The sequence below is a fragment of the Paenibacillus sp. JJ1683 genome (genome assembly GCF_053006485.1).
Genome location: NZ_CM129820.1, coordinates 1,776,602 through 1,803,350, shown reverse-complemented (window position 1 = coordinate 1,803,350; position 26,749 = coordinate 1,776,602). Strand labels below are relative to the sequence as shown.

26 protein-coding genes and 1 pseudogene are annotated in these 26,749 nt (G+C 40.6%); 6 read left to right on the top strand and 21 right to left on the bottom strand.

Annotation, left to right across the window (positions count from 1 at the left end):
* Positions 1-418: 418 nt before the first annotated feature.
* Positions 419-538 (bottom strand): annotated as a pseudogene (locus ACUC6J_RS07800) (DUF1805 domain-containing protein); the annotation flags it as partial.
* Between the two features lie 195 nt (positions 539-733).
* Complete coding sequence (locus tag ACUC6J_RS07795) at positions 734-1,282, bottom strand: RNA 2'-phosphotransferase (RefSeq protein ID WP_045243947.1); 549 nt, start codon at positions 1,280-1,282, stop codon at positions 734-736.
* 919 nt (positions 1,283-2,201) lie between these two features.
* On the opposite strand from ACUC6J_RS07795, the gene ACUC6J_RS07790 reads away from it, so the two are divergent.
* Complete coding sequence (locus ACUC6J_RS07790; RefSeq protein ID WP_447250021.1) at positions 2,202-3,674, top strand: amidase family protein; 1,473 nt, start codon at positions 2,202-2,204, stop codon at positions 3,672-3,674.
* A 768-nt stretch (positions 3,675-4,442) separates the two neighbouring features.
* Here ACUC6J_RS07790 and ACUC6J_RS07785 read toward each other — a convergent pair.
* The 17 genes from ACUC6J_RS07785 to ACUC6J_RS07705 form a co-directional block, all read right to left on the bottom strand.
* Complete coding sequence (locus tag ACUC6J_RS07785) at positions 4,443-4,757, bottom strand: hypothetical protein (RefSeq protein WP_100212680.1); 315 nt, start codon at positions 4,755-4,757, stop codon at positions 4,443-4,445.
* 1,019 nt (positions 4,758-5,776) lie between these two features.
* Positions 5,777-6,325, bottom strand: coding sequence for an RNA 2'-phosphotransferase (locus ACUC6J_RS07780; protein WP_447250020.1), 549 nt, complete (start codon positions 6,323-6,325; stop codon positions 5,777-5,779).
* A 667-nt stretch (positions 6,326-6,992) separates the two neighbouring features.
* Complete coding sequence (locus ACUC6J_RS07775; RefSeq protein ID WP_257126825.1) at positions 6,993-7,118, bottom strand: hypothetical protein; 126 nt, start codon at positions 7,116-7,118, stop codon at positions 6,993-6,995.
* Between the two features lie 129 nt (positions 7,119-7,247).
* Positions 7,248-8,027 carry a hypothetical protein gene (locus ACUC6J_RS07770; RefSeq protein ID WP_243208125.1) on the bottom strand — a complete coding sequence of 260 codons (780 nt, stop codon included), beginning with the start codon at positions 8,025-8,027 and terminating at the stop codon, positions 7,248-7,250.
* A gap of 717 nt (positions 8,028-8,744) precedes the next feature.
* Positions 8,745-9,233, bottom strand: a complete 489-nt coding sequence (locus ACUC6J_RS07765) for a hypothetical protein (RefSeq protein WP_447250019.1) — start codon at positions 9,231-9,233, stop codon at positions 8,745-8,747.
* Positions 9,234-9,447: 214 nt separating this feature from the next.
* A complete protein-coding gene (locus ACUC6J_RS07760) occupies positions 9,448-9,777 on the bottom strand; it encodes a hypothetical protein (protein ID WP_031463189.1) in 330 nt (109 codons plus the stop codon).
* A gap of 238 nt (positions 9,778-10,015) precedes the next feature.
* Positions 10,016-10,258, bottom strand: a complete 243-nt coding sequence (locus tag ACUC6J_RS07755) for a DUF1871 family protein (protein WP_031463188.1) — start codon at positions 10,256-10,258, stop codon at positions 10,016-10,018.
* A gap of 12 nt (positions 10,259-10,270) precedes the next feature.
* Positions 10,271-11,425 carry a WXG100 family type VII secretion target gene (locus ACUC6J_RS07750; protein WP_447250018.1) on the bottom strand — a complete coding sequence of 385 codons (1,155 nt, stop codon included), beginning with the start codon at positions 11,423-11,425 and terminating at the stop codon, positions 10,271-10,273.
* 293 nt (positions 11,426-11,718) lie between these two features.
* Positions 11,719-13,089, bottom strand: coding sequence for a transcriptional regulator (locus ACUC6J_RS07745; protein WP_447250017.1), 1,371 nt, complete (start codon positions 13,087-13,089; stop codon positions 11,719-11,721).
* Between the two features lie 444 nt (positions 13,090-13,533).
* Positions 13,534-14,865, bottom strand: coding sequence for a helix-turn-helix domain-containing protein (locus ACUC6J_RS07740; protein ID WP_164965406.1), 1,332 nt, complete (start codon positions 14,863-14,865; stop codon positions 13,534-13,536).
* Between the two features lie 223 nt (positions 14,866-15,088).
* Positions 15,089-15,544 (bottom strand): GNAT family N-acetyltransferase, encoded by a 456-nt coding sequence (locus ACUC6J_RS07735; RefSeq protein ID WP_016820451.1) that lies wholly within the window; start codon positions 15,542-15,544, stop codon positions 15,089-15,091.
* Between the two features lie 94 nt (positions 15,545-15,638).
* Positions 15,639-16,313: a VOC family protein gene (locus ACUC6J_RS07730; RefSeq protein WP_090887761.1), complete on the bottom strand. Its 675-nt coding sequence runs from the start codon at positions 16,311-16,313 to the stop codon at positions 15,639-15,641.
* A 45-nt stretch (positions 16,314-16,358) separates the two neighbouring features.
* Positions 16,359-16,883 carry a hypothetical protein gene (locus ACUC6J_RS07725; RefSeq protein WP_017426694.1) on the bottom strand — a complete coding sequence of 175 codons (525 nt, stop codon included), beginning with the start codon at positions 16,881-16,883 and terminating at the stop codon, positions 16,359-16,361.
* Positions 16,884-17,019: 136 nt separating this feature from the next.
* On the bottom strand, positions 17,020-18,195 hold the full coding sequence (locus tag ACUC6J_RS07720) for an MFS transporter (RefSeq protein ID WP_447250016.1): 1,176 nt from the start codon (positions 18,193-18,195) through the stop codon (positions 17,020-17,022).
* Positions 18,196-18,270: 75 nt separating this feature from the next.
* Positions 18,271-18,582, bottom strand: coding sequence for an ArsR/SmtB family transcription factor (locus tag ACUC6J_RS07715; protein WP_014599587.1), 312 nt, complete (start codon positions 18,580-18,582; stop codon positions 18,271-18,273).
* Positions 18,583-18,721: 139 nt separating this feature from the next.
* Complete coding sequence (locus ACUC6J_RS07710; protein ID WP_340864473.1) at positions 18,722-20,770, bottom strand: iron ABC transporter permease; 2,049 nt, start codon at positions 20,768-20,770, stop codon at positions 18,722-18,724.
* Positions 20,767-21,762, bottom strand: a complete 996-nt coding sequence (locus ACUC6J_RS07705) for an ABC transporter substrate-binding protein (protein ID WP_447250015.1) — start codon at positions 21,760-21,762, stop codon at positions 20,767-20,769. The genes ACUC6J_RS07710 and ACUC6J_RS07705 overlap by 4 nt, the downstream gene beginning before the upstream one ends.
* Before the next feature lie 171 nt (positions 21,763-21,933).
* Here ACUC6J_RS07705 and infC point away from each other — a divergent pair, with 171 nt between their 5' ends.
* Positions 21,934-22,449 carry a translation initiation factor IF-3 gene (gene infC / locus ACUC6J_RS07700; RefSeq protein WP_447250014.1) on the top strand — a complete coding sequence of 172 codons (516 nt, stop codon included), beginning with the start codon at positions 21,934-21,936 and terminating at the stop codon, positions 22,447-22,449.
* Positions 22,450-22,517: 68 nt separating this feature from the next.
* Here infC and ACUC6J_RS07695 read toward each other — a convergent pair whose 3' ends face one another.
* Positions 22,518-22,820 (bottom strand): hypothetical protein, encoded by a 303-nt coding sequence (locus tag ACUC6J_RS07695; RefSeq protein WP_447250013.1) that lies wholly within the window; start codon positions 22,818-22,820, stop codon positions 22,518-22,520.
* 98 nt (positions 22,821-22,918) lie between these two features.
* Here ACUC6J_RS07695 and ACUC6J_RS07690 point away from each other — a divergent pair, with 98 nt between their 5' ends.
* A complete protein-coding gene (locus tag ACUC6J_RS07690; RefSeq protein ID WP_447250012.1) occupies positions 22,919-23,689 on the top strand; it encodes an ANT(4')-I family aminoglycoside nucleotidyltransferase in 771 nt (256 codons plus the stop codon).
* 443 nt (positions 23,690-24,132) lie between these two features.
* Positions 24,133-24,681, top strand: a complete 549-nt coding sequence (locus ACUC6J_RS07685; RefSeq protein ID WP_016820460.1) for a hypothetical protein — start codon at positions 24,133-24,135, stop codon at positions 24,679-24,681.
* Between the two features lie 105 nt (positions 24,682-24,786).
* Here the strand turns inward: ACUC6J_RS07685 and ACUC6J_RS07680 are convergent, their stop codons facing one another.
* Complete coding sequence (locus tag ACUC6J_RS07680; protein WP_016820461.1) at positions 24,787-25,170, bottom strand: DUF423 domain-containing protein; 384 nt, start codon at positions 25,168-25,170, stop codon at positions 24,787-24,789.
* 220 nt (positions 25,171-25,390) lie between these two features.
* Between ACUC6J_RS07680 and ACUC6J_RS07675 the strand changes: the two genes are divergently transcribed.
* Together ACUC6J_RS07675 and ACUC6J_RS07670 are read left to right on the top strand one after the other, a co-directional pair.
* Complete coding sequence (locus ACUC6J_RS07675) at positions 25,391-25,864, top strand: hypothetical protein (RefSeq protein WP_103042333.1); 474 nt, start codon at positions 25,391-25,393, stop codon at positions 25,862-25,864.
* A 32-nt stretch (positions 25,865-25,896) separates the two neighbouring features.
* Positions 25,897-26,748 carry a DegV family protein gene (locus ACUC6J_RS07670; protein WP_016820463.1) on the top strand — a complete coding sequence of 284 codons (852 nt, stop codon included), beginning with the start codon at positions 25,897-25,899 and terminating at the stop codon, positions 26,746-26,748.
* Position 26,749: the final 1 nt, after the last annotated feature.

The window sequence follows — 26,749 nt, the reverse complement described above, 5'->3', positions numbered from 1 at the left end:
ATAAGGTAATAGCACCTCGAATTAACTCCAAGAACCATTTAACTGTACCCGTAACTCCTTCAGGAAAATTATCACTGATTTCAGGATGCACAATGCCATACAACAATCTAAAAAACAAAAAGAGCAAGAATAATAATAGATGGAATTTTCTGTATATCAAAAATCAATTATGTTTTTCACCCACTTGTTGATTTGTTAATTTCTCCTTTTATTACACAGGAATAGGATACACAGTCACATGCTTGTCTCCCTTCAAAAGGTCACAAATGCGGTCACAAAATTCAGTCATTTATAAGATTTTAATAGAATGTATCAGTACAGATCAGTAAATCGAAAATTGCTATGAAAGCTTGTCCCGTTTGACTTTACGGCTTAACCAGCGAAAAATTTTACTACCCCAAATTCGGTACATCTTAGACGCACCACACATGATGTAACCACGGGAGTTGGAGATCGTCAACAGCGTTGTTTTAGGCAGTTTGACCTCGACTCCGATAAATGTATGCTCACCCACTTGAATGGGTTCCATGTGTATCATGGTTATTACATGCACCTCCTCTTTGTTCATCCGGGATATTTTATGCGGCATTTGCAGGTGGGTGTGGACACCCGTGGATACATTCAAAATTTTAGGAGGATGATGTATGTACAGCAAAAAAGGCGATATTAAAAAGACTAGACGAATCGTTCCATCTAGTCTCTATGATCATCGTTAATGTTCTGGAGTTATGCTTTATTCACACTTCTTTAAATACTGTGGGGGTACAAAGTCGGCAAGCCAAACTCCATGGTTGGCTTTATAAAACTTCACTTGATTAGCTAATGCCTTTGCTGTGTCGACTTCGAGGATCACGAGTTCTCCACGTCTTTTGCCTGCTAAAATTGCAAACTCAAGCGATTCAGACAGATGTACATACTTTCTCCCCATCGGCTTAATTCCTTCGGTGAAAATGTTATGGATTACCTTTGTGTTTGTACCATGATAGAGAATCGTTGGTGGAGTAGCTTCCTCATAATTTAATCTGCCTGCACTGTGCCCATAATTAGCTCTTATGTACCCATTAACCATTTCATATCTTTGTTTTGGACAATGGCTTACTACTTGTTCGATATCCGACTCACTGACCTCAGACCATCTATTCTCTGATCTTATTCCTTGAATCAGGTCTTGAACGTCACAATAACCCTCATGGTCCAGCTCAAGACCAAACTGTTCTGGTGTATGCCTAAGAATCTTACTCATAAATTTACTGAGGCTCTCTTCTTGTTTTGATGTTAACATGATGTACTCCTTCTAATAAAATATTTATTTATATATTGATCTGGAATTTTAGATATAGCTTTCCATCCTTTAAATAGTCCACCATGATTGAAAGTATTGAGCATTTCACCGAATTGAGGGATCACGAGTTGAAAGTTTCTTCGTTTAACTAACTGTGTAATTGAAGATTCTCCTTTTTAACATCGTCTCTTAATTCTAGGGTAAATGAGAATTTTCCTCTTTATCAGATGGATTGCTATGAAAAAAAGCCTACTCTCATTTTATTATCAAAGGAGCAAGCTAGGTTCATATTATTGAATTACTTTATGATTCAAATGTCATCTTATCGGGAAATATCCCCCCTTCTTTAACGAAGCAACGTGCCATCCTCTGTGCAGCCCTATCAAAATAAAATTTATTTGAATGGCTCGGATCTGGTAAAGGTTCAATTTCAGAGAATAACTTAGTCTCTTTGTTCAATTGAATTTTCCCCATAATGTGTTCATTAGGGCCATATCTATAAATAACTACATTCTCATCTTCATGTTCTTTTAAAAAGTAAAACAAATGCTCCCATTATAAAATCTCCCCTACTCTATTTCCCATGGACGACCCGACCTTACCGCAGCTTTATGAGCAGTCTCATAGTCTGTTTTAAATATACCCTCAAATCTGGATTCAAACAATTCATGGTTAAGCAAATCCATATCTTTTTCTGTTTGTAATCCTTTTTTGTAATCTGTCCCATACTTGAGCTATTTCGTAATCAGAGTTATCACATATACCGTAGGCACTTTGATAGACCGACTATAAGCAGAATATGAAGCGATAACGGATATAGCAGGGAGTTCCAACATATGGTAGTATAGAAGATAGTATACAAAGAATAGATTTCATGTGATTTCTAATAGAAAAGTTCATCATTGGAAGGAGCAACTAAATGGAACCTAATTTTAAACTTAAGAATCTAAATGGTGAGGAAGTAACCATTTTTGAATTGCAAGAAGCAATGGGAAAAGGGGAGGTTACTTCTAGGGAACTTGTTATGTACTACATGTATCGTATTGCAACACACGACCAGAGTGGCCAAAATATAAATTCTATAATGGAAATCAACCCAGATGCGATTTTTATTGCAGAAGCCCTAGACAAAGAAAGAAAAACAAGAGGAATTAGAGGGTATTTACATGGTATACCTGTTTTGTTGAAAGAAAACATTGAAACAAAGGACAAAATGCGGACGAGTGCAGGAGCGTTGGCACTGGAAAACAACATTAGCGAAACTGATGCCTTTCTTGTAAAAAAACTTAGAGAAGCTGGAGCCATTATCCTTGGAAAAACAAACATGACTGAATTGGCAAACGGCGTATCCTCAAAAATGTGGGCAGGTTACAGTTCTAAAGGCGGACAAGTATTAAATCCATACGGTGACTTTTTCGTGGGTGGGTCAAGCACTGGTTCTGCTGTAGCTGTGGCGTCAAATTTTACAAGTGTTGCAGTTGGTACGGAAACTTCAGCATCAATTTTAAGTCCAGCTATTCAAAACTCGATTGTTGGTATAAAGCCTACAGTTGGGCTTATAAGTCGTACAGGTATAATACCTTATTCCTATTCTCAAGATACCGCTGGAGCAATTGCAAGGACCGTATCAGATGCGTCAATCTTACTTAGTGTACTTGCAGGTAAAGACGATAATGACCCTGCTACATGGAAAAATGATGATACGATTGACTATTCAACTTACTTAGACAAGAATGGCTTAGAAGGGGCGAAAATTGGGGTTTATAGAGATGTACCATTAGAGCAATTTCGTGACCCTGACGAATATGATAAAATATTATTTAATAATACTGTAGAGGAACTAACAAATGCGGGAGCAATCGTCATTGAAGACATTGAAATGCCAGCCTTCGATAGGAAATGGAATTGGAACAAGCTGAATAACGAATTTAAGCATGGTCTTGATAACTATCTCCGAAACCTTCCACAAAGTATGCCTGTACATACATTTAGTGAATTGGTTGAGTGGAACGAAAAAAACTCCGAGAAGGCTTTGAAATATGGACAAGATTTACTGAAGAACCGTCAACATTTAGTGAATCCATTGAAGAATCCGAACTATATATTAGAGTCTTTAACTGATTTATATTATTCCCAGAATGAAGGCATAGATTATACCATAGCGAAATACGGATTGGATGCAATTATGTTTCCATCATATGTGGGAGCAGAAATTTGTGCAAGGGCAGGGTATCCATCAGTAGCTGTTCCCGCTGGCTTCAAAGACAACGGCAGACCATTTGGAGTTACGTTTGCAGGAAAGGCATTTAGTGAACCTATGCTAATTCGTATAGCATTTGCATATGAACAACGAACAAAACATAGAAAAAAGCCGTTACTCAGTTATAAGTAAAAGAGAAGTTCCATGCAAAGAAACCACTCCATTGTAAGGAGTGGCTTTGTCTTTATATAGAGGTATATTTTGTGGTCAAATTGTACTTTGTGTTTAAATACACTACGGTACGGTGAACCGTATCATATATTCAAATATCATGGCTACGCCATACTGCCCGTTAGCTTAATACCAGCAGCCAGTCTACAACTTTGTTTTCTTGGTCTAAAACTTTATTTTCACCGGACATCAAGTTGTAACGACATCGTTACATTGGACAATTCTGTCCAGCGAAGAATAAAAGTGAGACATCACAATTTCGTACCTTCCTAAGTGAAGGAGTATTTCGCGAAGCAAGTAAAATAGCAGGGTGGACAGAATTGTCCAGCGAGGTATCGTGTCACTTGGTGACATATATATATAGTGACAACAATACAATTTGGTTTGCCCTACTTTGAACCTCCTACGTTTAACTTAGCAGCCTAATACTGAAATTGTTTAAGTATTTGGCGACAGGGAAGAACACCAAGAAGGTTCCCCGAAATTTCCCTAGAAGCTTCCCAATGACGCATTTGGATACAAAAAAATCCAGTCACCGTCAATATGTGGACAACTGGATGGTAAAATTGGTGTTTTATATGGAGTACTGAAGATAATATAGAATAATTCACCTTTATTTTAAGAAGAAAGAATCCAGCAAAATAAAGATTTTAGTGAGTAACAAGTTAACAAATAAAACCTCCTCAAATATATAAAGATACTCAAGGAGGTTTTATACAGTTTTAAATATTAATAAGTAACCCATCCTGCATAAGTGACTGTCCAAGTGTAACCTGTTTGTCCATCGACTGAACTCAGCGTTAATGTTCCACGATATGGATCTACGTTATAACTAGCGGTTGTTGGAATGTCTCCAAGGGTAGGGAACTGAGATTTTGGTAAAACTATTTGCCAAGTAATATATTTAGTAGCAGCAGGAGCTACTGCACTTTCTGTTGATACATTGCTCGAATTTGATGTTACTGCTGTTGCAGCAAAAGATGTTGATCCAAGAGTGAAACACGCTACAACAGTCAACAGGCCAACTAAAAGTTTCTTTTTCATCTCTATCATCCTCTCATATTTGGGATACACGTTTATCATAGTGATTTTTTTACCATAAGTAAACAATATATTGAAATAAATGTTAATATCGATGAACATTCTGTGAACAGTCATTTAAATTTAAAATATATCGTGTGTAAAATTGATACTTCACATGAACTTGGAATGAATTAAACATATATTGTCCTTTGTACGCTCTCACATTCGTTTTAAGGCAGTTATTCACGTTATAAACAGGGAAGTCTCAAAATCCCCGTAACTTTAATCAGTGTTGGCTTAATGCTCTCCTTTGAGCTTATCTTGTTTACTATTCTCTCCTGCTGATATTCATAATCTTTTAAGATCATTTCATAATTCATAGTTGTAGTTTTTTTTCTCTAGAATAAATTTCCCAGAACCACTGTTACGAAGAATGCTATATCATTCGATCATTTTGTCCATATACATATATCTTCTTTTTAATAGATTTTTTATTCAACTCAAACAACCATTTGAGCAGACCTCACAGAAGTAAAATGCACAGTCACATGCTTGTTCCCCTTAAAAAGGTCACAAATGCGGTCACAAAATTCAGTCATTTATAAGATTTTAATAGAATAAATCAGTACAGATCAGTAAATGAAAATTGCTATGAAAGCTTGTCCCGTTTGACTTTACGGCTTAAAAAGCGAAAAATTTCACTATTCCAAATTCGGTACATCTTAGACACACCACACATGATGTAACCACGGAAGTTGGAGTCGTCAACAGCGTTGTTTTAGGCAGTTTGACCTCGACTCCGATAATGTATGCTCACCCACTTGAATGGGTTCCATGTGTATCATGGTTATTACATGCACCTCCTCTTTGTTCATCCGGGTTATTTTATGCGGCATTTGCAGGCGGGTGTGGACACCCGTAGATACATTCAAAATTTTAGGCGGATCATGTATGTACAGCAAAACAGGCGATATCAAAAAGACTAGACGAATCGTTCCATCTAGTCTCTATGATCATCGTTAATGTTCTGGAGTTATGCTTTATTCAAGCTTCTTTAAATACTGTGGTGGCACCAAATCGGCAAGCCAAACACCATGGTTGGCTTTATAAAACTTCACTTGATTAGCTAATGCCTTTGCTGTGTCGACTTCGAGGATCAATAGTTCCCCACGTCTTTTGCCTGCTAAAATTGCAAACTCAAGGGATTCAGACAGATGTACATACTTTCTGCCCATTGGCTTAATTCCTTCAGCGAAAATGTTATGAATTACCTTTGTGTTTGTACCATGATAGAGGATCGTTGGTGGAATAGCTTCCTTATAATTCAATCTGCCTGCACTGTGCCCGTAATTAGCTCTTATGTACCCATTAACCATCTCATATCTTTGTTTTGGACAATGGCTTACTACTTGCTCGATATCCGACTCACTGACATGAGACCATCTGTTCTCTGATCTTATTCCTTGCATCAGGTCTTGAATGTCACAATAACCCTCATGGTCTAGCTCAAGACCAAACTGTTCTGGTGTATGCCTCAGAATCTTACTCATAAATTTACTAAGGCTCTCTTCTTGTTTTGATGTTAGCATTGTATACTCCTTTAATAAAATATTTGTCTATCTATAATAACCTATCCAATGATACATAGCGCCTTGTGAAGTAAAGCCCCAAACCTCCGATAAGGAAAGATGTAGCTCCAATTAAAAAACCTCTTAGACTGTATCTGTTATAAGCCTCCAATATTTTTGCAAGTCCCAGCCCACAATGAAAATAACTGAAAATACCTCTTATCAAATCCATGATAAAAAATTTCCGATTCTTAAATCCCTCCTCTCTCTAATAGTTGTCCGATGAAAATAAAGATTTAGACTGGATTTGTTGCTCCTAAGCTGATTCTGAATTGCTAAATCGTCAGACTTGGAATAATAAGTTTTAGACTGACCCAAATATAAAACCAGCGGCAGTCAAGGACCTGAAAATAAAGTCCTAGACTGCCGCTGGTTTATTGAACTAACGTTCTCTGTTAGCGTAACAAGTGGTGTAAAATTATTTCATGCGATAAGACTGGCTGTTTTGATAAATTTTATTTGATACAAGATGAGGTTCTTGTCATCCGCCGTACCGATCCAGCTAGTCGCGCTGCCACGCCTCGAAGGACTTGCCACTTATACTCTGCAGCGGCTTGCCACTAGGGAGCGAGAACAGCCACCCCCGTTGATATCTACAACCGTTTCGGTGCTACCGATCGGCTTGTCGTCAGTAAGAAATACCGAGGTCGATAAATTCTCCCTGAATCGCTAGGCTTCCAATCGCCTTAAATCGTTCCACCTCTATGGTTTTGCCGAAATAATTGGCTGGATCAACGTCTTCCATCAGTTCCATTCGACCATATCTGGCGTACGGGTCAGCACTTTCCGATGCGACTGTCGAGAATCCTCTCTATCGCTGGATATTCCTCGAATCTTCGTTCGATGAAACGTTGAATAACCGCCCCGTAAAGGGGCGGTTTTCTTATGCTTGCATGAATGCTTCTAACGGCTCCAGAGTTGAGAACGTCTTCTTTGCATCCTTCTTCCGTTGTTCATCATAGAGTTTGGTCAACTCTACGAATGATTCAGCTTTAATCTTCGTATAACTCGATTTGGTGTATCTGTTTATGTACGTCTTTTGCCCTTCCTCTTCAACCCACTCGTAAACGACGTCATATTTGCCCCTCAGATTCTTCAAATGAAGTGCCCGGCGCAACACTGCATAGTGTTCTTCAATGGCTTCATCGCATTCTTCCATAATCTTCTCGTATGCGCAGCCAACTCGCATCAGAATCTCTGATGCCCGTTCATCGCCGTATCTCGCGAGAAATTCCTTCAACGAAACCAGCGCATATAGCGTTATTTGTTCCTTGTCATTCGGATTCTTATATTCATAACAGCCTACAACCAAATTGCGGTCGGTCATTTCCTCCTTACTGAATTGCATCTTGAACAAATACTCGAGTGTCTTCTGCTTCATAACGGTTTCCAACATCTGTTCTTTATCAATCTTGATGCCCGTTGTCACCCACGGAAACGGTAGTTGGCCGTTACTTTCACGCGATAAGCTACCCCTAATATTTAAAATCGGTAGACCCGTAGCAATTGCGTACGACCTATTATATCCTTTGCCCACGAATATTTCCTGTTCTTCTCGCATGTGTCCTACCCCTCCTTTTAGTACCAAGTTCCATTCGGCGCGTAGTGCCTCCAGTTGTCTGCGAAGTGAATCTCCGCTCGATTCTAGCGAATTGCGATCCAAATTATCCTCCGCATTTCCCAGTAATTTCCTGGTTAAGCTATAGTTCTCCGTTCGTATTATGAGCTGTGACCTACGCTTACGGGCTTTGCCACTTCACTTCCGCTCTTCCAATCCCGCTCTGTCCATTGTCAGGCAACACTTTTATTTCCATATCTCCAGGCACTTCATGAATCTCCGTTACAATCGGTTCAGACGAACCGAGGAATAAGATCCTATAGTAAACTATTGCATATCCATAAAACTACCGCTTTTTTGTGTTGGTCTCCTATTAGTTCGTCACCGCTGCTTTTCATTAACCCGCGAAGATACTTCTGGGATAAATTGTATCATATGAGAACCATAAGTCCATCTAATGGTGCGTTGTCCTGCCCGTCTGCTAACGCCGGCTGCCAGTCTACAACTTTATTTTTCACGGTCTAATGCTTTGTTTTTCAGTCTAACACTTTATTTTCACAGAACAATAGTCTCATTAGACTATTTTGTTCTTCCCATAATTTTAAGAATGTATCATACTTCATAACATTCACGCACCTTCTGTATACTTTACCCATATCGCTAAGTTAGTAGCCTGACTGAAGACTCTCCTGTTTAAACCCGCCTCTTAATTCTTAGGTGCATGCAAATTATCTTCTTTATCAGATAAATTACTATGAAAAAACTTGCTCCCATTTTATTGTTAAAGGAGCAAGCTTATAGATATTCATTAATCGTTGTGAATTATATTGATTTAGGATTTCTATAGCACCAGTTTGGATCATAAGGTAGAGATGTTAACTTCTGCATATCTTCTAAACTATAAACCCAATCATAATCAGGAATCCAAAAATAATCAGTAGGATTAAGCTTGAGATATTCATATATAAATCGAAAAATCAGCTTTTCAACACCATAGATATCTTCAATACATCCTACTTGGTACAAAGACAAGCTTGAATCTAATCCACTAATATTCTCATCATGTTCATAATTAATTTCGTAATTATCAATTCCGTCAATATAGAATATAAACTGCTGGTTGTTTTCAGCACCCAGTGGGTTATAGGATATATTTAGAGTTGTTGAAAAAAACTGTTCATTTTTATATTTTTTATCATTCTCAAAATATAATCCAGCATCTGCATGAAAGGCAGCTACGATTGCATCTCCTAGTAATTTCTCAGGTGTATATTTTTCTCGTTCTATTAAAATAAAAGCCGAACTCCCCATCACTTAACCACTTTCTTAATTCCTCCAAGGAATTTACAACAGTTACTCCTAGTTTCTTGATATTATCTAATTTTTCTTTGAGATAGATTGCCCAAAGGCTTATCAATATAAAGTATAACTTTCTTCTGTTCTGCATTAAAATAAAACTTATCAGTCGTAATAGTCATGAACATCCTCAATTCAATGAAAAATACTCAATTGAGGATGGTCTAAGCTATTCATTTTTCCAGATAATAGACCCATCTGAAGATGTAATCATGCTAGGGGGGTCGTCATGGAGAGAAATTTCAATAAAGGAGCTTTTTCCTTTTTGCAACCATTTATAGATACTTCCTTCCTCGTTAATCGGCTTAGATACTATTTTTTTGACTTCAATAACCGCAGCATCATATTCAAGGAACCCATGATCATCTTCATCTAAACCATTGTTTGTTTCATAGATGGTGTCCCTAGTACCAACAATTTTTAATCTATTTCCCCAATGAAAAGTTAATTCTTCTTTTGGCACTGAAATAATTGCTTTAATTAAGGAATCATATCCCATATCCTTCTCCTTGGTTTAAGGCTCTTCTCGTCTTTGAATTCAATGGTACCGCTAGTGTTTCGCTATAAATTAACCATTATCCCAATTCCTTATTTCCCTATCCAGGCACGACCATCTTATCATGGATGATATTATTGTTTGCTGTATTCAAAAACTCGTGTCCTTTATTTTTGATTGACCAATTATGCAAAAAAAGCCTACTTTATTTTATTGTTAAGGGAGAAAGCTCAAAAATAAATTATTTTGTAGCATTAATTATCTTTTCAGCGATTAACCGACATTCTTCAATACTTTTATCGAATTCCTTTTTAAAAGATTGAGCGAATACCGAATGAATCTGCTCTGCTAATTCTTCAACAGAGTTTGTTTCCTTACTTTTTTCATGGATTCTACGTATTTCTGAATAATATTCATCTTCTAATAGAGGATATATTTCGACGGGGTTCCATTCATTAATCATTTGTACAATATCATCGTTCATTTCTATACACTCCTACTCTCCAAATAACGATTTTGATAGTGCTTTATATACATCATCATACTTACTCTTAGGAATAACTGTAACAAGTGTCCCATCGTTAGCAACTACAGCAGCACCTTCTTTTGAAAAAAACAAATGCTTACTACCATTATTCTGGGAAAGGGCTTTCCCATTCTCCACCCAAGAATCTGCCATTTCTTTGGTTACGCCTCGCTCCTGCATTCTTTCTAAAGCATGATTAGAAGAATTAGACCAATCTATTTGTGTCCCCGGATTTTCAACTAATGTCCCTGACTTGCCAAAAGTGTCACCAATCTGTGCAGTTTCACCGTTTCCTTGTGTATGAGGTACACTTTCTGCCTTAGCTCCAGAAGAAGGGGTAGATTTTGATGAGCCTCCACCTTCTCCTTTCGCCATCTGCCACAATTCCGCTGAGCTTTTCCCTATTCCACTTGCACCTTTAAATGCGGTGGTACTTCCATGCGCTGCCAAAGCTGCAGATCCAATTAATCCTGGTACTCCAACGATACTTCCAACTCCTGTAGATGAAACAGCAACTGATAATCCTTCTCCACCTAATCCAGCTACTACCTCACCGGCGCCCTGCAATGTCGTAGCTACGTGACCGAGAATTTCGCCTACTTTAGCTGCCATAGGATGATCATAATCCCGTTCTTTATCAGGCAGTATCCCTAAGGTTAAATCTTCTTGAATAGCACCTTTTGCTCCCTGTGCAGTATCCCAGAAAATTTCTCCTTGTAGCTTGCTAGCTTCCAGTTGGGCTTCGGCCTTGGTGATCTCCGCTTTTCCAATCTGTTCAAAAATTTTATGTAACCAACCTTCACCGCTGGATGCTGTTTTGATAGGTACACCATTCCCTGGCACATCTAATACGACTTTTTCCCCATCTACTTGTGTGAAGTTATTTGAAATAAAAATGAGTTCTTGTGCAACCGTAGAAAGTCGTTCAAGCGTTACACTCATGGATTGTCGAGAAACCTGGAATTCCTGAAAAAATCTTTCTCGGGTAGCCCCTGACCAGCCTTGTTGCACAAAATCAATTTGTCCGCTCAAAGAATTCAGCATACGTTCCATTTCATGCTTTCCGTGTAAGAACTGATCAGCCACTTCCATCAATTTGTCAGGTGGAACTAAAATTCTCCCCATTCTACCACGCCCACTTTAATTTTGATGGAAATAATCTTATCAAAAGGGGTGATTTAGGAAAATCCATCTACTATCCTGTTATTTCCTTTTAATCCTTGTGACATTTGAACTGAAATAAACAGATTTATTATGTCTTAAGTATCATACTCCCTTGTTATAAGATACATTTATTAACGTGGCACTATTAGCCCTAAACTTCGCCCCTCAACCATATCCTGCAACTCAGGAATCAGTGTCAGGTGTAGTTTTGAACTTAAAAGCATTTTATTTGCAATTGGAATGGTGGGATCAGCTTACTCTTCCTCTTCGTTAACCGCTTTAATCAGTTCTCCATAGACTGCCTTCGTGTGAGCAGATGCATGTTCTTTAAAATGTGTAAACAACCTCATACATCTGATTGCCTGTATTCTATTATTAGCTTCAGCAGACTTTTCCAAACAGCTGAACAAAAATGTGAACCCATCTGAAAACTTCCCTTTACGCAAATGATAGATTGCCAATCCCCTTGATAAATGAGTAAAACGTTCTGAACTAATTTGTTGAGTATACACGCCTACCTGATTCTGTTCATTCAAAAAAGATTGAATTTCTGTTTTAAACATTTCAAGGATGTGATCTACATTAATATTATATCGATTAGCCGCCTCAATTATATTATCTATTGCAGGGAGTATTTCACCTTTCTCTGAAGAGAAATAAGCAACATAATCAGGGATTACACCTAAGTCGCCTGACATAAGCCTATTCACATAAATATTAGCGGTTGCCCATTCTTTAAATTGATTTTTCCATTCTAGAGTCGTTTCATCTTTCTCTTCTACCCAGCTTAAATCGGCATATTTCTGGATATGTTGGAGCGCTGTCTCATAATCTTTATTAGCATCACAAACTTCAGCACGTATTAAATGCGAAAATGCCCAGTAGACAAATGGAGGGTATAGCGGCTTCTTTGTTTGTTCATTATTTTCATGATGCTGTTGATCAATTTTGTATTGTATTGTAGCTTTATTTCCTAATGCTTTGGCAAACACATCCAATTTATCCCACTTTCGTAGAGAACGATATGTATTCACTAACGCTCTTAGCGCATCAAGCTGATCTATCTCATCTAATCGTTCAACGTAAGGTTCAAATTGAACTGCTGCATCATAGTTTTTCTCTTGATCGTCTCCAATACGAATCGTAAACAATCGATACTGGCAAACCGCCAATCGTTCTGAATACTGATACTTTTCCCCTTCTGACACATTTTCATAAAGGAACGCCGCTGCTTCAGTAAAACCTTTTTTATAAGAATCCTCGGCTACTTCAAAAAGTGAAGGAAGATAAATAGGATTATCTAGCAACATACCTACAACTCTTCGCAAGCAATCAAGTCGTCCTAACTCCACGCATCGGTACAAAAAAGGGCTGATTCTTCGCCAGTTGAGCGGTTCTTCTTCAATACACTCAACAATATAACGTTCATAAAAATAATCTGGTGGTAAATTCATTCCCATAGTGATGCGATCTAGCTGGTGAACAGAAATAGGTCGGTTGCCCGTCACAATGCCACTAACTGTACCTACATTCAAATCAATCATGTGACCAAACTCGGTCATGGTTAAGCTTTTCCGTATCAGATAGGTTTGAACTTCTGCTCTAATCGTAGGTGTGATCTCCATAGATATACCACCCTTTCCTTTTAACGTAGACTCGGAATATGATATATATAGTTAAGCGATGTAATAGATAAATAGTTAGTAAATATTACTTTATCAATCATAATTGTACTGTTTTTAGAACAAAGCCAAACACCCTTTTTAGTTGTTTACAACAGCACACATTATATTTTTGCACTTTTTACATATATTTCTCAAAAGAAAATTTCCTCATATTGCTGGTATACAGCAAAATAGGTAATAAAAAGGCTAGACGGATCATTCCATCTAACCACTTATTAATAGTATATTTTTAGGTTCTACTGTGTCCTATACTGGAGACCTTTTTATTCTCACATTCCTCCGTGTTGTCCAGTGGGCTCATAAATAGACCCTTTGTCTTGATACTGAAGAGGGGGAACTACTACTACTAGTATAAAACTAGTAACTAAAAAAGATAGAATTACTTTACGTCTCATCATTATCCACCTCATTAATTATATTTCTATATGCTGTCTTCGTCTCAGATGCTGCACACTCTTGATAGAACTCATACAGTTTTACACACTTAATTATATACGACTTATTATTGATTGATGTAGATTTTTCCAAACAATTTAACAAAAAAGTAAAGCCATTTACAAAATTACTTTTGTTAAAGTAGTAAACTGCTAATTCATGTGTGAAATGGATATAACGTTCTATAACTAATTGTTGATTGTACGTACCTACACACTCGGGTTTATCCAGCAAAGCTAAAATTTCTGTTTTAAATTGATTTAGAATATGATCAACATTTAAATGAAATCGATTAGCAGCCTCAAGTATGTTATCTAATCCCGAAAGTAATTCTTCTTTCCTTGAAGAAAATAATGTTACATAATCAGCCAGAACACCAATTTCACCAGCATGAAGTTTATTTACATAAGTATTGGCTTTAGACCATTCTTTATATCTCATTTTCCATTCTGAAGTGATTTCATCTGAATCTTTCACCCAACTTAAGTCACCATATTTGTACGTATGCTGAAGTGCCTTCTCATAATCTTTATGAGCCTCACAAACTTCTGCACGAAGCAAATGAGAAAAAGCCCAATACGCAAACAGAGGAAAGCTTGGTTTCTTTGCATTTTCTCTTTTGGATGGATGGCGTTCTTGCTCCAGTTTATATTGAATTTTTGCCTTGTCTCCCAGAGCTTTAGCGAATAATTCTACTTTGTCCCATTTTCGTAACGAACGGTATGTATTCGCCAGATCTTTTAATGCATCTAACTGTTCTATCTCATCTAGTCGATCAACGTATATTTCAAATTGAACGGCTGCTTCATAGTTTTTCTCTTGATTATCTCCTTGCCTAGTATGGAACAAACGGTACTGACACATAGCCAGACGTTCCGAATATTGCTTTTTTTCACTTATAGCCACATTTTCATAAAGTATGGTTGCCGCTTGATACATTTTTTCATGAAATAATTCTTCGGCAAGCTCAAATAAAGATTCTGAATAGCCTAACTTATCCATCAATAAATTAACCACATCATGAATGCAGTCCAATTTATTGAGTCTCGCACAATTATGTATAAAAGGACTCATTCGACGCCAATTCGGATTAGCCTCTGCTAAATACTCAGACACGTAGCGTTCATAGTAATAACCAACGGGATAGCCCATCGCTTGTGTAATTCGGTCTAACTGATCGACTGAAAGTGTGCGATTCCCATTAATAATACTGCTCATGGTGCCCGGATTCATTTCGGCTGCTCTAGCTAAATCACTTAGGATTAAATCATGATCTCTCATATGTTTTGCTATCTCTGTGAGTATCGTGGTTGTTGTGTTGTACAAAGTAACCACCCCTTGTCAGGAACTTAGTAGGATATCAGCTCATTAAAAAAGGACTATTGCAATCCAATGATTGTATAGCCTTTCCGCAATTCATTGTACCATCTTTTGGCACAATATCATATACCTTTCAGAACCTTACTTAAGATACCTTTGAAGGGTTTGCAAAGAAAATTAAGCTCTACAAATCCTGAGACATACGAATCATATCTCTACACTGTATGCCATTCTCATAAATTTCTTCTACATAATTATGTCTGACAAAGAAATCTAGATCTACACCTACAATTCTGAAACCACATTTTTGGTAGAGAGCTAACTGTCCAATGCTAGAGTTTCCTGTACCAATTTCTAATGTTTTATAGCCTTGTATCCGGGCTGTTTCAATCGCATGTGTCACTAATTGTCTGCCAATCCCCTTACCCTGCATGACTTCCGATACTGCAATATTCACCACCTCAATTGTTTCAGGTCTTGTAGGTAAAAGAACATAGACTCCCACAATTTGATGGTCAATTTCTGCTACATAACACTGCCCTCTTTTCAAATATTCCTCAACAAGTTGGCGCGAAGGATCAGCTAGTAACAAGAGCTCTAACGGATAATTTTCATTTGAATTTAGCAATCTAATATTCATCTATTCTCTCCTATATGTATGGTAATCCCCGGATATTCCTCTTATTGATCTATTCTAGAAATCCAGGGTGGTGGCAATGAGATGAAGCCTTAACTCAGGTTGATCTCAATTCATACGACCCATTATGAAGCGAAAGACGGGCAGAGCATATACCTTCAAACAAGACACGGATGCTGAACACGGTCGGAAGCCTATCATCAGGAAACCAGGGACGTTGCTTGTCTGTAACAATAAAGGAACCTTCCACATCCCCTAGCGGTACAAATTTCTGTCCAGCCCCTCCCCATGAATTAAGTTGGAACGTTTCGGTAATTATTCTAGAACCCTCTGGAACATCATCGACCGGAAGACCAATCTCGCTTATACGAAGTATCGAGTGAGATCCGAAAGCTTCAGCGACTGCATTATCGAGTGTATGGTGAGCAATGAATTCAACGAGGTTTTGATCCGGATCATAGAAGTAAAACGCGGTTGCATTCCAGTTTTCGAAATAAAACTCATCTTCTTGGTGCCTTGAAATCAACGAAATTCCTCGGTTGATAGCCCACTGTTTGGCTTCTATAAATTTATTGGTTGGAATCGTAAAGGCAATATGGTAAAACTCATTTTCCATATGGGAGGATTCCTGAAAAGCAAGCACCGATTCACCTACTTGAAACGATAACCGCGAAGTCCCCTCCTCTACAACCTGCAAATCCAGGAGAGAACCGTAAAAAATCTTCATCGCTTCGAAGCTGTGTGTACCTAAGAGCACTTCTTTTAATTTCAAAGCAGTCGTCCTCCTCATAAATAAAAAATAAGACCATTACATTGATTATTGGCTATCTTTTAATTCGCTCAAAAGTTTGGCATTCACATCCAACGCCTTAAATCGAAGTAATACATCCTGTTCATCCAGAGCTTTACTTTTCGCCATTTCGAGATAAAGCTTGGGCTGATCCCGAAATGCCCGTGCGCCCCCAATCGAGTATGCCTTCTTGAGATATTTATGAGCTAATCCAGGCTTGCTCTGAAGAAGATGCGTTTCCGCCATTAAAATGTAAGGCTCTGCATGTATAATTCGGTACCCTGAACCTTCCAAATCTAAAATTTCGTCATTTAAAAGCTCTACTGATCGCTCCATATGACTGTTATAGTTGAGTATTTGAACATACTGATGCAAGGTTACACCTGTAATGCCCCATGTATGCTTTGGCTCAGGGATTAGATCCCAAGCCTTCTGTGCCTTTTCCTCGGCCATACCGCTATCTATGGGAAGTGTAAGAGCTGCTTCCTCTCCAAGAGCCCAAATCGCTTCTTCCAATTGAGCCTCCAGATCGTGATACATTCGAATATCCATCAGATTCCTCCCCATAAATTATGTAATTTCAACACATAGAGATGTCTACTCCTTTATTACGATTAGCGAAAACGCTTAATTAAGGATATCACTCCCCAGGTGAGCAACGCCAAGATCCCGTTTGCCTCTCCATATTTTAACGCACGTTGACTTCCGTTGCATTTGATTTGAACATTTTTATTTTTATGATAATTGATAAAAATGCTAGCAGTGCAAACATCATTCCGCTCCAGATGAGCTGGTGTATTCCCAAGTGAGAGATAAACCACCCACCCATAGCAGCCCCTATCGTAATACCGAGATTAGAAAATGAGACAAATAGGCTATTACCGAACTCTGGAGCTTCTTTCGCTTCAGTGGTTAACCATGCTTGGCTAATAATTAGCCCTCCGGAATGTACAGCTCCCCAAATGAGCACAACCACAATCATCGGTAGGAAAGAAGTACCCAGAGCATAAGTGAGTACGTAAATGACCATATATAGCAACGGGAACGTGATGACAGTCTTTGTCAGATTTTTATGTAGTAATCCCCCAAATAAAAAGTTCCCAAAAATCATAACGATTCCAAAGACCATCAGCATCATACTGATCCATGACCCGTTCATACGGGTTATTTCTCCAAGATATTCAGCAAAATAGCTATACACTGAAAACATAGCTGCAAAGATAAAAATAACTGACACAATATTGAACCATAATTGAGGCTTGCGTAATACACTTAGCTGTCTGCCATAAGACATTTTTTCCTGAACAGGTAGAGAAGGAAGCCATATGAGGATTCCTACAAATGCAATCATGCTTACGACAGCTCCAAACCAGAAAGCAGCTTCTAACGCTATTTTCTCAGCAAGATAAGAAGTCAAGGGTACGCCAAAAGCAAATCCCACCGTGATTCCGGCGAAAACCTTGGTGACGGCTTTACTGCTCTTTTCAGGGGGAACAAGATTAGATGCGGTCACGAGGGCAACTGAAAAAAAGACAGGATGAAATATTGCAGGAAGAACACGAAAAATGAGCATGACCTCAAAATGAGTAGTATAGGCATAGACAAGATTTGAAATAACAAAACTGAATACTGCTATTAATAGAACAACTTTACGATTCATGCCAGAAACGAGTAAGGTCAAAAACGGTCCTGAGATCGCAACAACGAAAGAAAATATACTGACGAGCCAACCAGCTTGGGAAGCTGATATATTGAATTTTTGAGTGACTTGGGGAAGAACGCCTATAATCCCCATTTCCGTTGTAATAATGCCGAACACGCCCAAAGCTAGAATGATAATAAGTAACGGGTTAACCTTTTTCATATTTAAGTATAAGCCTCCAATTAATTATATATATAGATTTATAGATATGTTATGTGAAAAAAAACTCCTTTCTGTTTATAGTTCTTTTTGGATGTACTCGGCAAATTCCTGTATTGTTTTTTCATTCCGACGGTAGTACGTCCACTTTCCTACTCGCTCAGACTCTAACAAACCGGATTTTTGCATCGTTAATAAATAACTTGAGATTACAGACTGTGCAAGTCCCGATTTGGCCTGAATATCTCCCACACATACACCAATTTGAAAATTGAGCCCTTGCTTTAAATAAGCCTGCTCATCAAAATAATCTTCTGGTTTTTTTAACCACTGCATAATCAGACGACGAGTCTCGTTCGACAAAGCTTTATAAATCAATGACGGTTCCATACTTCACATTATATCTACTTTATTAGATTTGTAAATATTTAATTCAGATGATTCCTCAGATGATTACATAGAAAAAAATAATAAAGGCTGCTTCCTCACGGAGAATCCGCTTGGAAACAGCCTGTTCGTGTCATCTCAACTACACAGATTTACTCTTATTCGAGCGGTACATCAAGTACAGAAAATACGGTGCACCGATTAGTGCAATCAGCAATCCAGAAGGAATTTCGGTCGGCGCAAGCACGGTCCGTCCAATCGTATCCGCCAGCACCAGCATGACCGCTCCCAAGATGCTAGACAGAACAATGGAACGGCGTACATGGTGCCCGATCAACGTACGCACGATATGCGGAGCAATCAGCCCAATGAAGCCGATTGTACCCACACAGGCTACTGCTCCACCCGCCAGCAGCACACCTACTACCATCGCCCACAGCCGGGTGCGGCGCACCGGAAGCCCCAGTCCCATAGCGCTGCTATCGTCAAATACCAAAAGATCGAAACGGCGAGCCAGCCACCATGCTACTGGCAACAACACGAGTAGAAAGGCCAGAATGGTTGCCACCTGCCCCCAGTTTCGAGCGTAGGTGCTACCAGTCAGCCAGATATAGCCTGTGCTACCCCAGAGCGAACCTTGGATGATCAACACCTGAATACCGGCTGATCCGATGGCAGATACGGCAATCCCAAGCAGGATGACCACTGACGGATTTAGGTGCTTGTTCCACGATAAAAAGAAGATCACCGCTGCCGACACTGTCGCTCCAGCAATCGCCGCGATGGGCAGCATATAAATAGGCAGCCCAGGCCACACGATAATCACTGCAAGCGCACCGAAACCAGCCCCTGACGAAACTCCAATGATCGAGGCATCCGCCAAAGGATTACGAACCGCTAGTTGGATCAAGACGCCGCTGACCGCAAGCGCGATACCAGCCCCGGCCGCCACCAGCGTACGTGGTATTCTAAATTGAAGCAAAGCCGAATTCGCACTCTCCCCGCCAAACAGGCCTGATAGCAGATCCCCCACTGGAATGCGCATTCCTCCAAACATCAGGCTGAATACCGTTAGCAGCACGGCACAGCACGCAAATATTGTAGCCAGTCTGCCAAACGGTAATTTCCGAGAGCGCACACCTATGTTCATGGAAGACTGTCCGCCGATACCGGATGGCAGCTTCATTTTCCGCAAAATCAGCCAAATCAACCAAGGTGCCCCAATCAAGGCCATGACCGCTCCGGTTGGCAGATCCATGCTTGATTTGTGAATCATTTTCGCCAGCACGTCTGCGCCGATCAACAGCAGTGCCCCCCAGAGGAAGGAACCGGGCAGCACCCAACGATGCATTTTCAACCCGCTTAGGCGCACCAAATGCGGAGCCACCAAACCTACAAACCCGATGGGCCCAATGACGCTGACTGTAATGGTCGACAGCAGAACCGCCAATACAATACCCACCGCCCGGGTTAAGCTAACCTTTTGTCCAAGGGACGTGGATGTGGACTCATCCAGATCCAGCACATCAAACTGCCTTGACAGCAAGACAGCAATGACCGAGAGTCCTACGACCCAAGGCCAAGCGTAAGTCGTCCCACTCCAATCATTTTGCACCAGTGAGCCCGAACCCCAGAGAAACAGTCCCTGTGTTTCAAATGAATAAAAGATATGTAGCGCTCCGGTGAACGAACCAAGAACCATGGATACGATCAAGCCGGCAAGCGCCAACCGAATCGGAGTTCCAGCTCTTCCCCCGCCCATAAAGTAAGCCAACACCGCTGCCAACAGACCGCCAGCAGCGGCAAATAGAAATGGCGCCTGGTGCAGCAATCCGGGAAACATCACCGCACCCAGTACGACCACAAAGTAGGCACCAGCGTTTATCCCTAGGGTATCAGAAGCTGCCAGTGGATTTTTAGTGATGGCCTGAAGCAAAGCACCCGCGATGGCCAGCGCACCGCCAGCCAGGATTCCAATGACCGTACGCGGCATCCGAAGATCCCAAACCATGTTATGCTCAAGCGTATCCTGACGCTGGGTCAACGCCTCGATGACTGTATGGAGCGGGATCGAAGCCTCCCCATAACACAAGCTTACAAAAAAAAGCACGATGAGGACGATCAAGCCGCCCCCAAAGATGCTTCCTATACGCCAAGTCTTCGATAATCCCGTTGTGTCCGTTCGGGTCATTTCGTCAGAGCTCCAACTACTTGATCAACCAGTACTTTGGACGAAATTGGGCCGCCGAAAGTCCATGTTGTACCGTCCAGCGGGTAGGTGCGTTTTTCTTTAACAAAGTTCAGTCCGTTCCATACCGTGTTGTTCTTCATCGCAGCGCCAAATATATCGTCCGTCTTCTGCGTAATGTAGATAAAATTACTGTCCTGTACAGCTGGAAGAGCTTCGATTCCAACGGTACTAAATCCGTACTTCTCAGTCTGGTCCGACTTCCAGTCGTTCACCAGGCCAATTTTCGCAAGCGTTCCCGCTACAACCGAATTATCCTTGAACATACGCAGACTGGCAGCATTTTGAGCTGTAAAGGCCTGTGTCAGCGCATAGTGAAAGTCTGCTTTGCCCGCCTTCTCCAATGTTGCCTTTGCCTCTACATAGTGCTGGTCAAGTTCGCTTAAGACTTTATCAGCCTGTTCCGTTTTACCGGTAGCCATCGCGATTTGCTTGAAAATCTCGACCATACGGTCGTAATCATAGCCGTTCCCCTTGTAAGGATCAAACTCTATCGTCGGTGCAATTCCCTTAAGCTGTGCATAGATCGCTGCATTGTTATCGGCGTTAGAGATAATAAGATCCGGCTTGAGCGCCGCAATCGCTTCGAGATTGGGTTCGCCCCGTGTACCGATATCCGTTACGGTATCAGCCAGCTTCGCCTCTGGTGTCACCCACAGCTTGTAATTGGCATTGTCCGCATTCCCGACCGGCTGTACGCCAAGTGCTATCAGATCCTCGGTAAACGTCCATTCGAGTACAACGACACGTTCCGCTGGCTTGTCCAGCTTGACTTCCCCATGGTCGTCCTTAACCGTAACCGGACCAGCCGCTGTAGATGTCTGCTCAGACCCTGTAGCTCCTTCCGTCTTCGAGCTATTCGCAGCCGAACCGCAGCCTGCCAATACAATCGCTAAAACTACAAATAACAATAGGCCATTCCACATCTTTTTCATTTCTCTCAATCACCCCTGTATGTATATGCATCGGAAAATGATAATCATTATCAGTAAAAGAGTATAGGGGTTAGTGATTTTTGTCAATAAGGATATATCGAAGTTCAATTGAATCGCACATAGGTTCCGTATATGATAGTTTTATCATTGTTTAAGGGAGGCTACATTGAAGTGGCAGTATTAATCAACGAGCAAATTAAAGCTGACGAGGTGGTGCTCACCGGACTCTCAGGGGAGAAGCTCGGCGTTGTTTCCAAGTCAGAAGCCTTGGCTATGGCCCGATCCAAGGGAGTGGACCTGGTCTGCACCTCACTGATGAGTAGTCCGCCACCGTGCAGCTTGGTTGCAAAGGGCAAAGGAAAAGCGCTTGTGCAAAAAAAAGCCGCAGCAAGCAAAACAAATAACGGCCAAGCCGCAGGAAACCATGGTAAAGTAAAGGTCAAGGAGCTTCGCTTCACCGCTCACATTGAGGAGCATGATTACGACACGAAGCTGCGTCAGGCGGACAAACAACTCCGTTCTGGTAAACCGGTACAGTTGGTCGTTAAGGCCTCAGGCGCAAAAGAAGCACCTGTCGCCAAAGCGGTGCTGGAGCGTCTACTGGGCGATCTGAAGGAAGTCGGTGTAAAGGAAACTGGAATCCAGACGGGCGGCAAGGGCTCACAGGTGAAATTAAACCCTCGCTGAATGGCGAATCAAATGGCGAATCAGTAGATTGGACAAATCTCTTAGTTGGTACGATCAAACACTTCACCTTAGTCCTCTAAGCCTAGTTCGGCTATAAGAAAATCAGCCTGATCCATTTTCATCTGTTTCTTTTCTTGGCTGTAATCCCATCCGAGTGCTATAGCATATTTAATGATACGGGCACAAGTATTGGGTTTATGAAGGTTGATGGACCAGCTCCCCTTCCATGAAAAGCTCACTTCAAAAAATGAAGTTTTGGAAGAGTATATTCTAAGACTGACAAAATCTTTGCTAGGCATTTCATTAATCACACAATGAAAAATAAAATTATTGACCGTAATGTTTTTAGTTATCTTAACAAAGGGCTTCATAAGTCACCACACTACTGATAAAATAGATGTTTTCACTTGTCGCTATTTCCCCACAGCACTCCATACCATGCTTGCTAAAAACGGAGGGAGAATCACAAATGAACATGAATGGACCTGTCCACATTTCCCGAAATGAGAGGCTTCAGACGTGCCATGAAATAGCTGCTAGGTTACATGAAGTATACAAAGACATAATTCTAGCTATAGGGGTCTATGGATCTGTTGCCAAAGGTACGGACGGCCCTTTCTCAGATATTGAAATGTTTTGTGTACTAAGTGAATCCAACGCTCCCGTAGATTTTAGCCATGAATGGTCGGCCGGTCCCTGGAAAGCCGAGGTGAACGTCTGTAGTTCAGACATTCTCCTGAAAACCGCCTCTACTGTTGAGGGTACGTGGCCGTTGACACATGGACCCTTCTTTTCCCCACTTCGTCTGTATGATCCTAAAGACTTTTTTTCCATATTAAAGGAAGCTGCCGAATCCCCAACAAAGGAAGATTTCAGGCATGCAATCAACGAAGTGCTTGTAGGTGAAATGTATGAGTTTATTGGAAAGCTTAGAAATGTCAGTATAAATGGCCCTCGTACCTACTTGCCGTACTTGATCATGCAGTTTGCCCAATATGGAGCTATGTTAGTTGGGTTACACAATCAGAAGCTTTTCTCAACGGGCTCAATGGTTCTACCAGAAGCACTGGAACTGCCGGATCGTCCAGAGGGATTTGATCATCTAGTTAAGTTGGTTATGTCCGGAGATTTAGCGGAACCAACAAAGATCATTTCAGTCTGTGAAAATTTCTGGAGTGGTCTTGTGAGTTGGGCAGTCGAACATGACTATCATATTCAATCACAACGAATCCCATTTTGATTGAATATAACATCCACTTTATTTTTTGCTTACTATAATATACCATGTTTTCGATATGCCAAATCCCTCTTTCGTTAAGGGGGATTTTAATTTTTTTCTCGGCGGAAAAAGATCCTTAATGAAGATATGCCACGCTATACTTTTTTGTAAAATATTTAAATTTTAAATTACTTGATTTCATTCCCCACCTCACTTATTCTCGGTATATGCATACTTTAGCTCTATTAATTCTTCTCATATACAGTCCTCATTCATGTACACACATGCTAAAATGTACATTTCCTGTGGATTCAGAAAAAATTTAGCGCATAGGGCTTTATATAGAACTTATTTTTGCTAATGTCCAACAACAGGGCCCTAGGCCCTATGACAGATTACATTTTAATGATATATTGATAGGTACTACAAAAGACTAATTACCCAGGGCTTGGGCTGGAGGATGTATGAAAAAGGAATCAAATCAAGACGAAACCAGTTATTTATTTAATGTTGATGTATTAGTTAAAGGTCGTTCGAACGTAGAGGCCCTTCAGTTCCTGCTTCATCTCTTGAGCCAAAACGAACAAATTGCGGATAGTCGGATTCAATCCGGTATTGAACTTGGTAATTTAATTGAAGCTGCATTGTATCTAAAAAAACAGTCGGCCGTTAATAGCCCGTCTGATGCAGCCGCTACGCTTGCGGAAAAATTCTCCAAAAAGAAATCAGCCGCAATTACGAACAAGACACCCGTTATTCAAGAGATCAAACAATCCCACGTACAGCCAAAGCCTGCAATACAACAAGACCTTAGTACGTACGAATGGATCAAACGCTATATACATGATAATACGCTTGTACGGTTAATCGTGAACCGCTATGGCGGACAGCGCAGCATTCCATGCCGCATACTCAACCTGGATCATGATAATAACCTGCTGAGTGTGTATCATGTTGATGAGAAGCAAGTGTACTCCTTTAAAATGAATGAGATTGATGAGATCACATCGTAAATGTAATATCTCACTAGAACAAGTAAGCATGAAAAAAGAGAATCGGTGGAAAAACATGGCGTCTTTCCTATCGATTCTCTTTTTTAAAATGGGGCAATGAGCTTTCTAATTCTCTTTCTTTAGACCGGCAGCAGCCCATGCCAACAATATCCATCCTGCAATAAAACACACGCCTCCTAATGGGGTGATCGCACCCAGCACACGGATTCCGGTTAAACTTAGCACATACAGGCTGCCGGAAAATAAAATGATACCCGTGAACAACAGCCGCGCAGCCCATCTTAAGCGGGTCGAAGGGCCCCACTGTCCGGCAGCCAACGCAATGATCAGCAATCCGACAGCGTGAATCATATGATATTTCACACCGGTTTCATATACGGCCAATGCATCCGCATCAATCCGTGCTTTTACAATATGCGCCCCAAACGCTCCAATGGCTACCGCCAACATCATCATTATAGATCCTACCATAATCCATCTTCGTTGCATGTTTTTTTATACTCCTTTTCACTGATCCTTTTACCCGAATGTTCTTCTTATTTTATCGGAACAGCATGAAGTTTACCAGCCAGTGTGTGTAAACAAACCGCATACAAAATTTGATGATTAAGCCCTGTCTATTGGAGGGTAATGTGTAAAGTGGCTTGCTTTTTTGTTTATTTTGTGGAAAATTAGTACCTGTTCGGACTATGTTCAAGGAGTTGAAAAAATGAGTTACCAAGATCCTAATTTGCAAAAGCCTGCTGCGTCTGAGGAGCATCCTGTTTTTTCAGAAGCTCCTGTGTTCCAGCCTCCGGTCAAGCTCAAGCATTCCGGTCCCGGAATTGCTTCTTTTATTATGTCGCTCGTCAGTCTGATCGGATATATTATTCTGGCTATTATGGTCATTAATCTGATGGCTCATTTCAGCCAATACCAAACTATGAACCCGGAAGTCGCCTTGCAGCAAACCGGAACCATGCTGATTCCCTTTATTTTTTTAGCCAGCCTACTGCTCAATTGTAGCGGACTTGTGGTCGGAATCATCGGCATTGCGTTAAAAAACCGTAAGAAAACCTTTGCTATTATTGGATTAATCATTAATGCACTCATTATTGTAGGCTTTATTGCACTACTTGCCATCGGTCTCGCCATTCCGAATAGCACGGCGGATATTTATCCTTCGTCTGTGCAATCTTTATGATTTTTCTGCATCTCACAGAGAGGATTTAATGTATGAACAAAATTAAAATTTTTGCAGACAGTACCAGTGATGTTCCTGCTCACTGGCGTCAACAGTACGAGATTAGCATTGTACCATTGTATACCGTATTTGGTGATGAAGCATTGCAAGATGGGGTGAACATTCACCCGGAACAATTATTTCAGCGTGTCAGCCGCGAGGGACGTTTACCTCGTACCGCCGCACCTTCTCCGGCAGATTTTATTCAAGCCTTTACGCCCTACATAGAACAAGGAGAGGACATTTTATATATCAGTCTGTCCTCCGAGCTATCATCGACGTACCAGAATGCGCTGCTCGCTGCCTCCGAATTTCCAGAAGGTCGCATTACGGTTTTTGATTCCCTAAATCTCTCGTGCGGCTTTGGCTTGCTTGTGATGAAAGCTGCTCGCGCGGCAGCAAACGGTAGTACAATAGAGCAGATTGTAGATATGTTGACGGCAACCAGACCGCTAATCGACACGGAATTTGTGATTGATACACTCGAATATCTATATAAAGGCGGAAGATGCTCAGGCATGCAAAACCTGATCGGCAGTCTGCTCAAAATTCGTCCGGTAATCAAAGTGATTGATGGAAAAATGACGCCTGCCTATAAGGTCCGCGGCAAACGTGAAAAAGCACTGGAACAAATGCTGCAAAATGCCCTGAACCAGCGGGATTTGATGGATAACGATATGATCATTGTCGTGCACGCTCTGGCTGAGGAAGATGCGCTGATGCTGCAAGCACGCCTACAAGAGGAAACGAACGCACAAGAGGTACTGTTAACAACAGCAGGCTGTGTTATATCTAGTCATTGTGGTCCACAAACGATCGGTATTATGTATGCCAAAAAAGCATAGT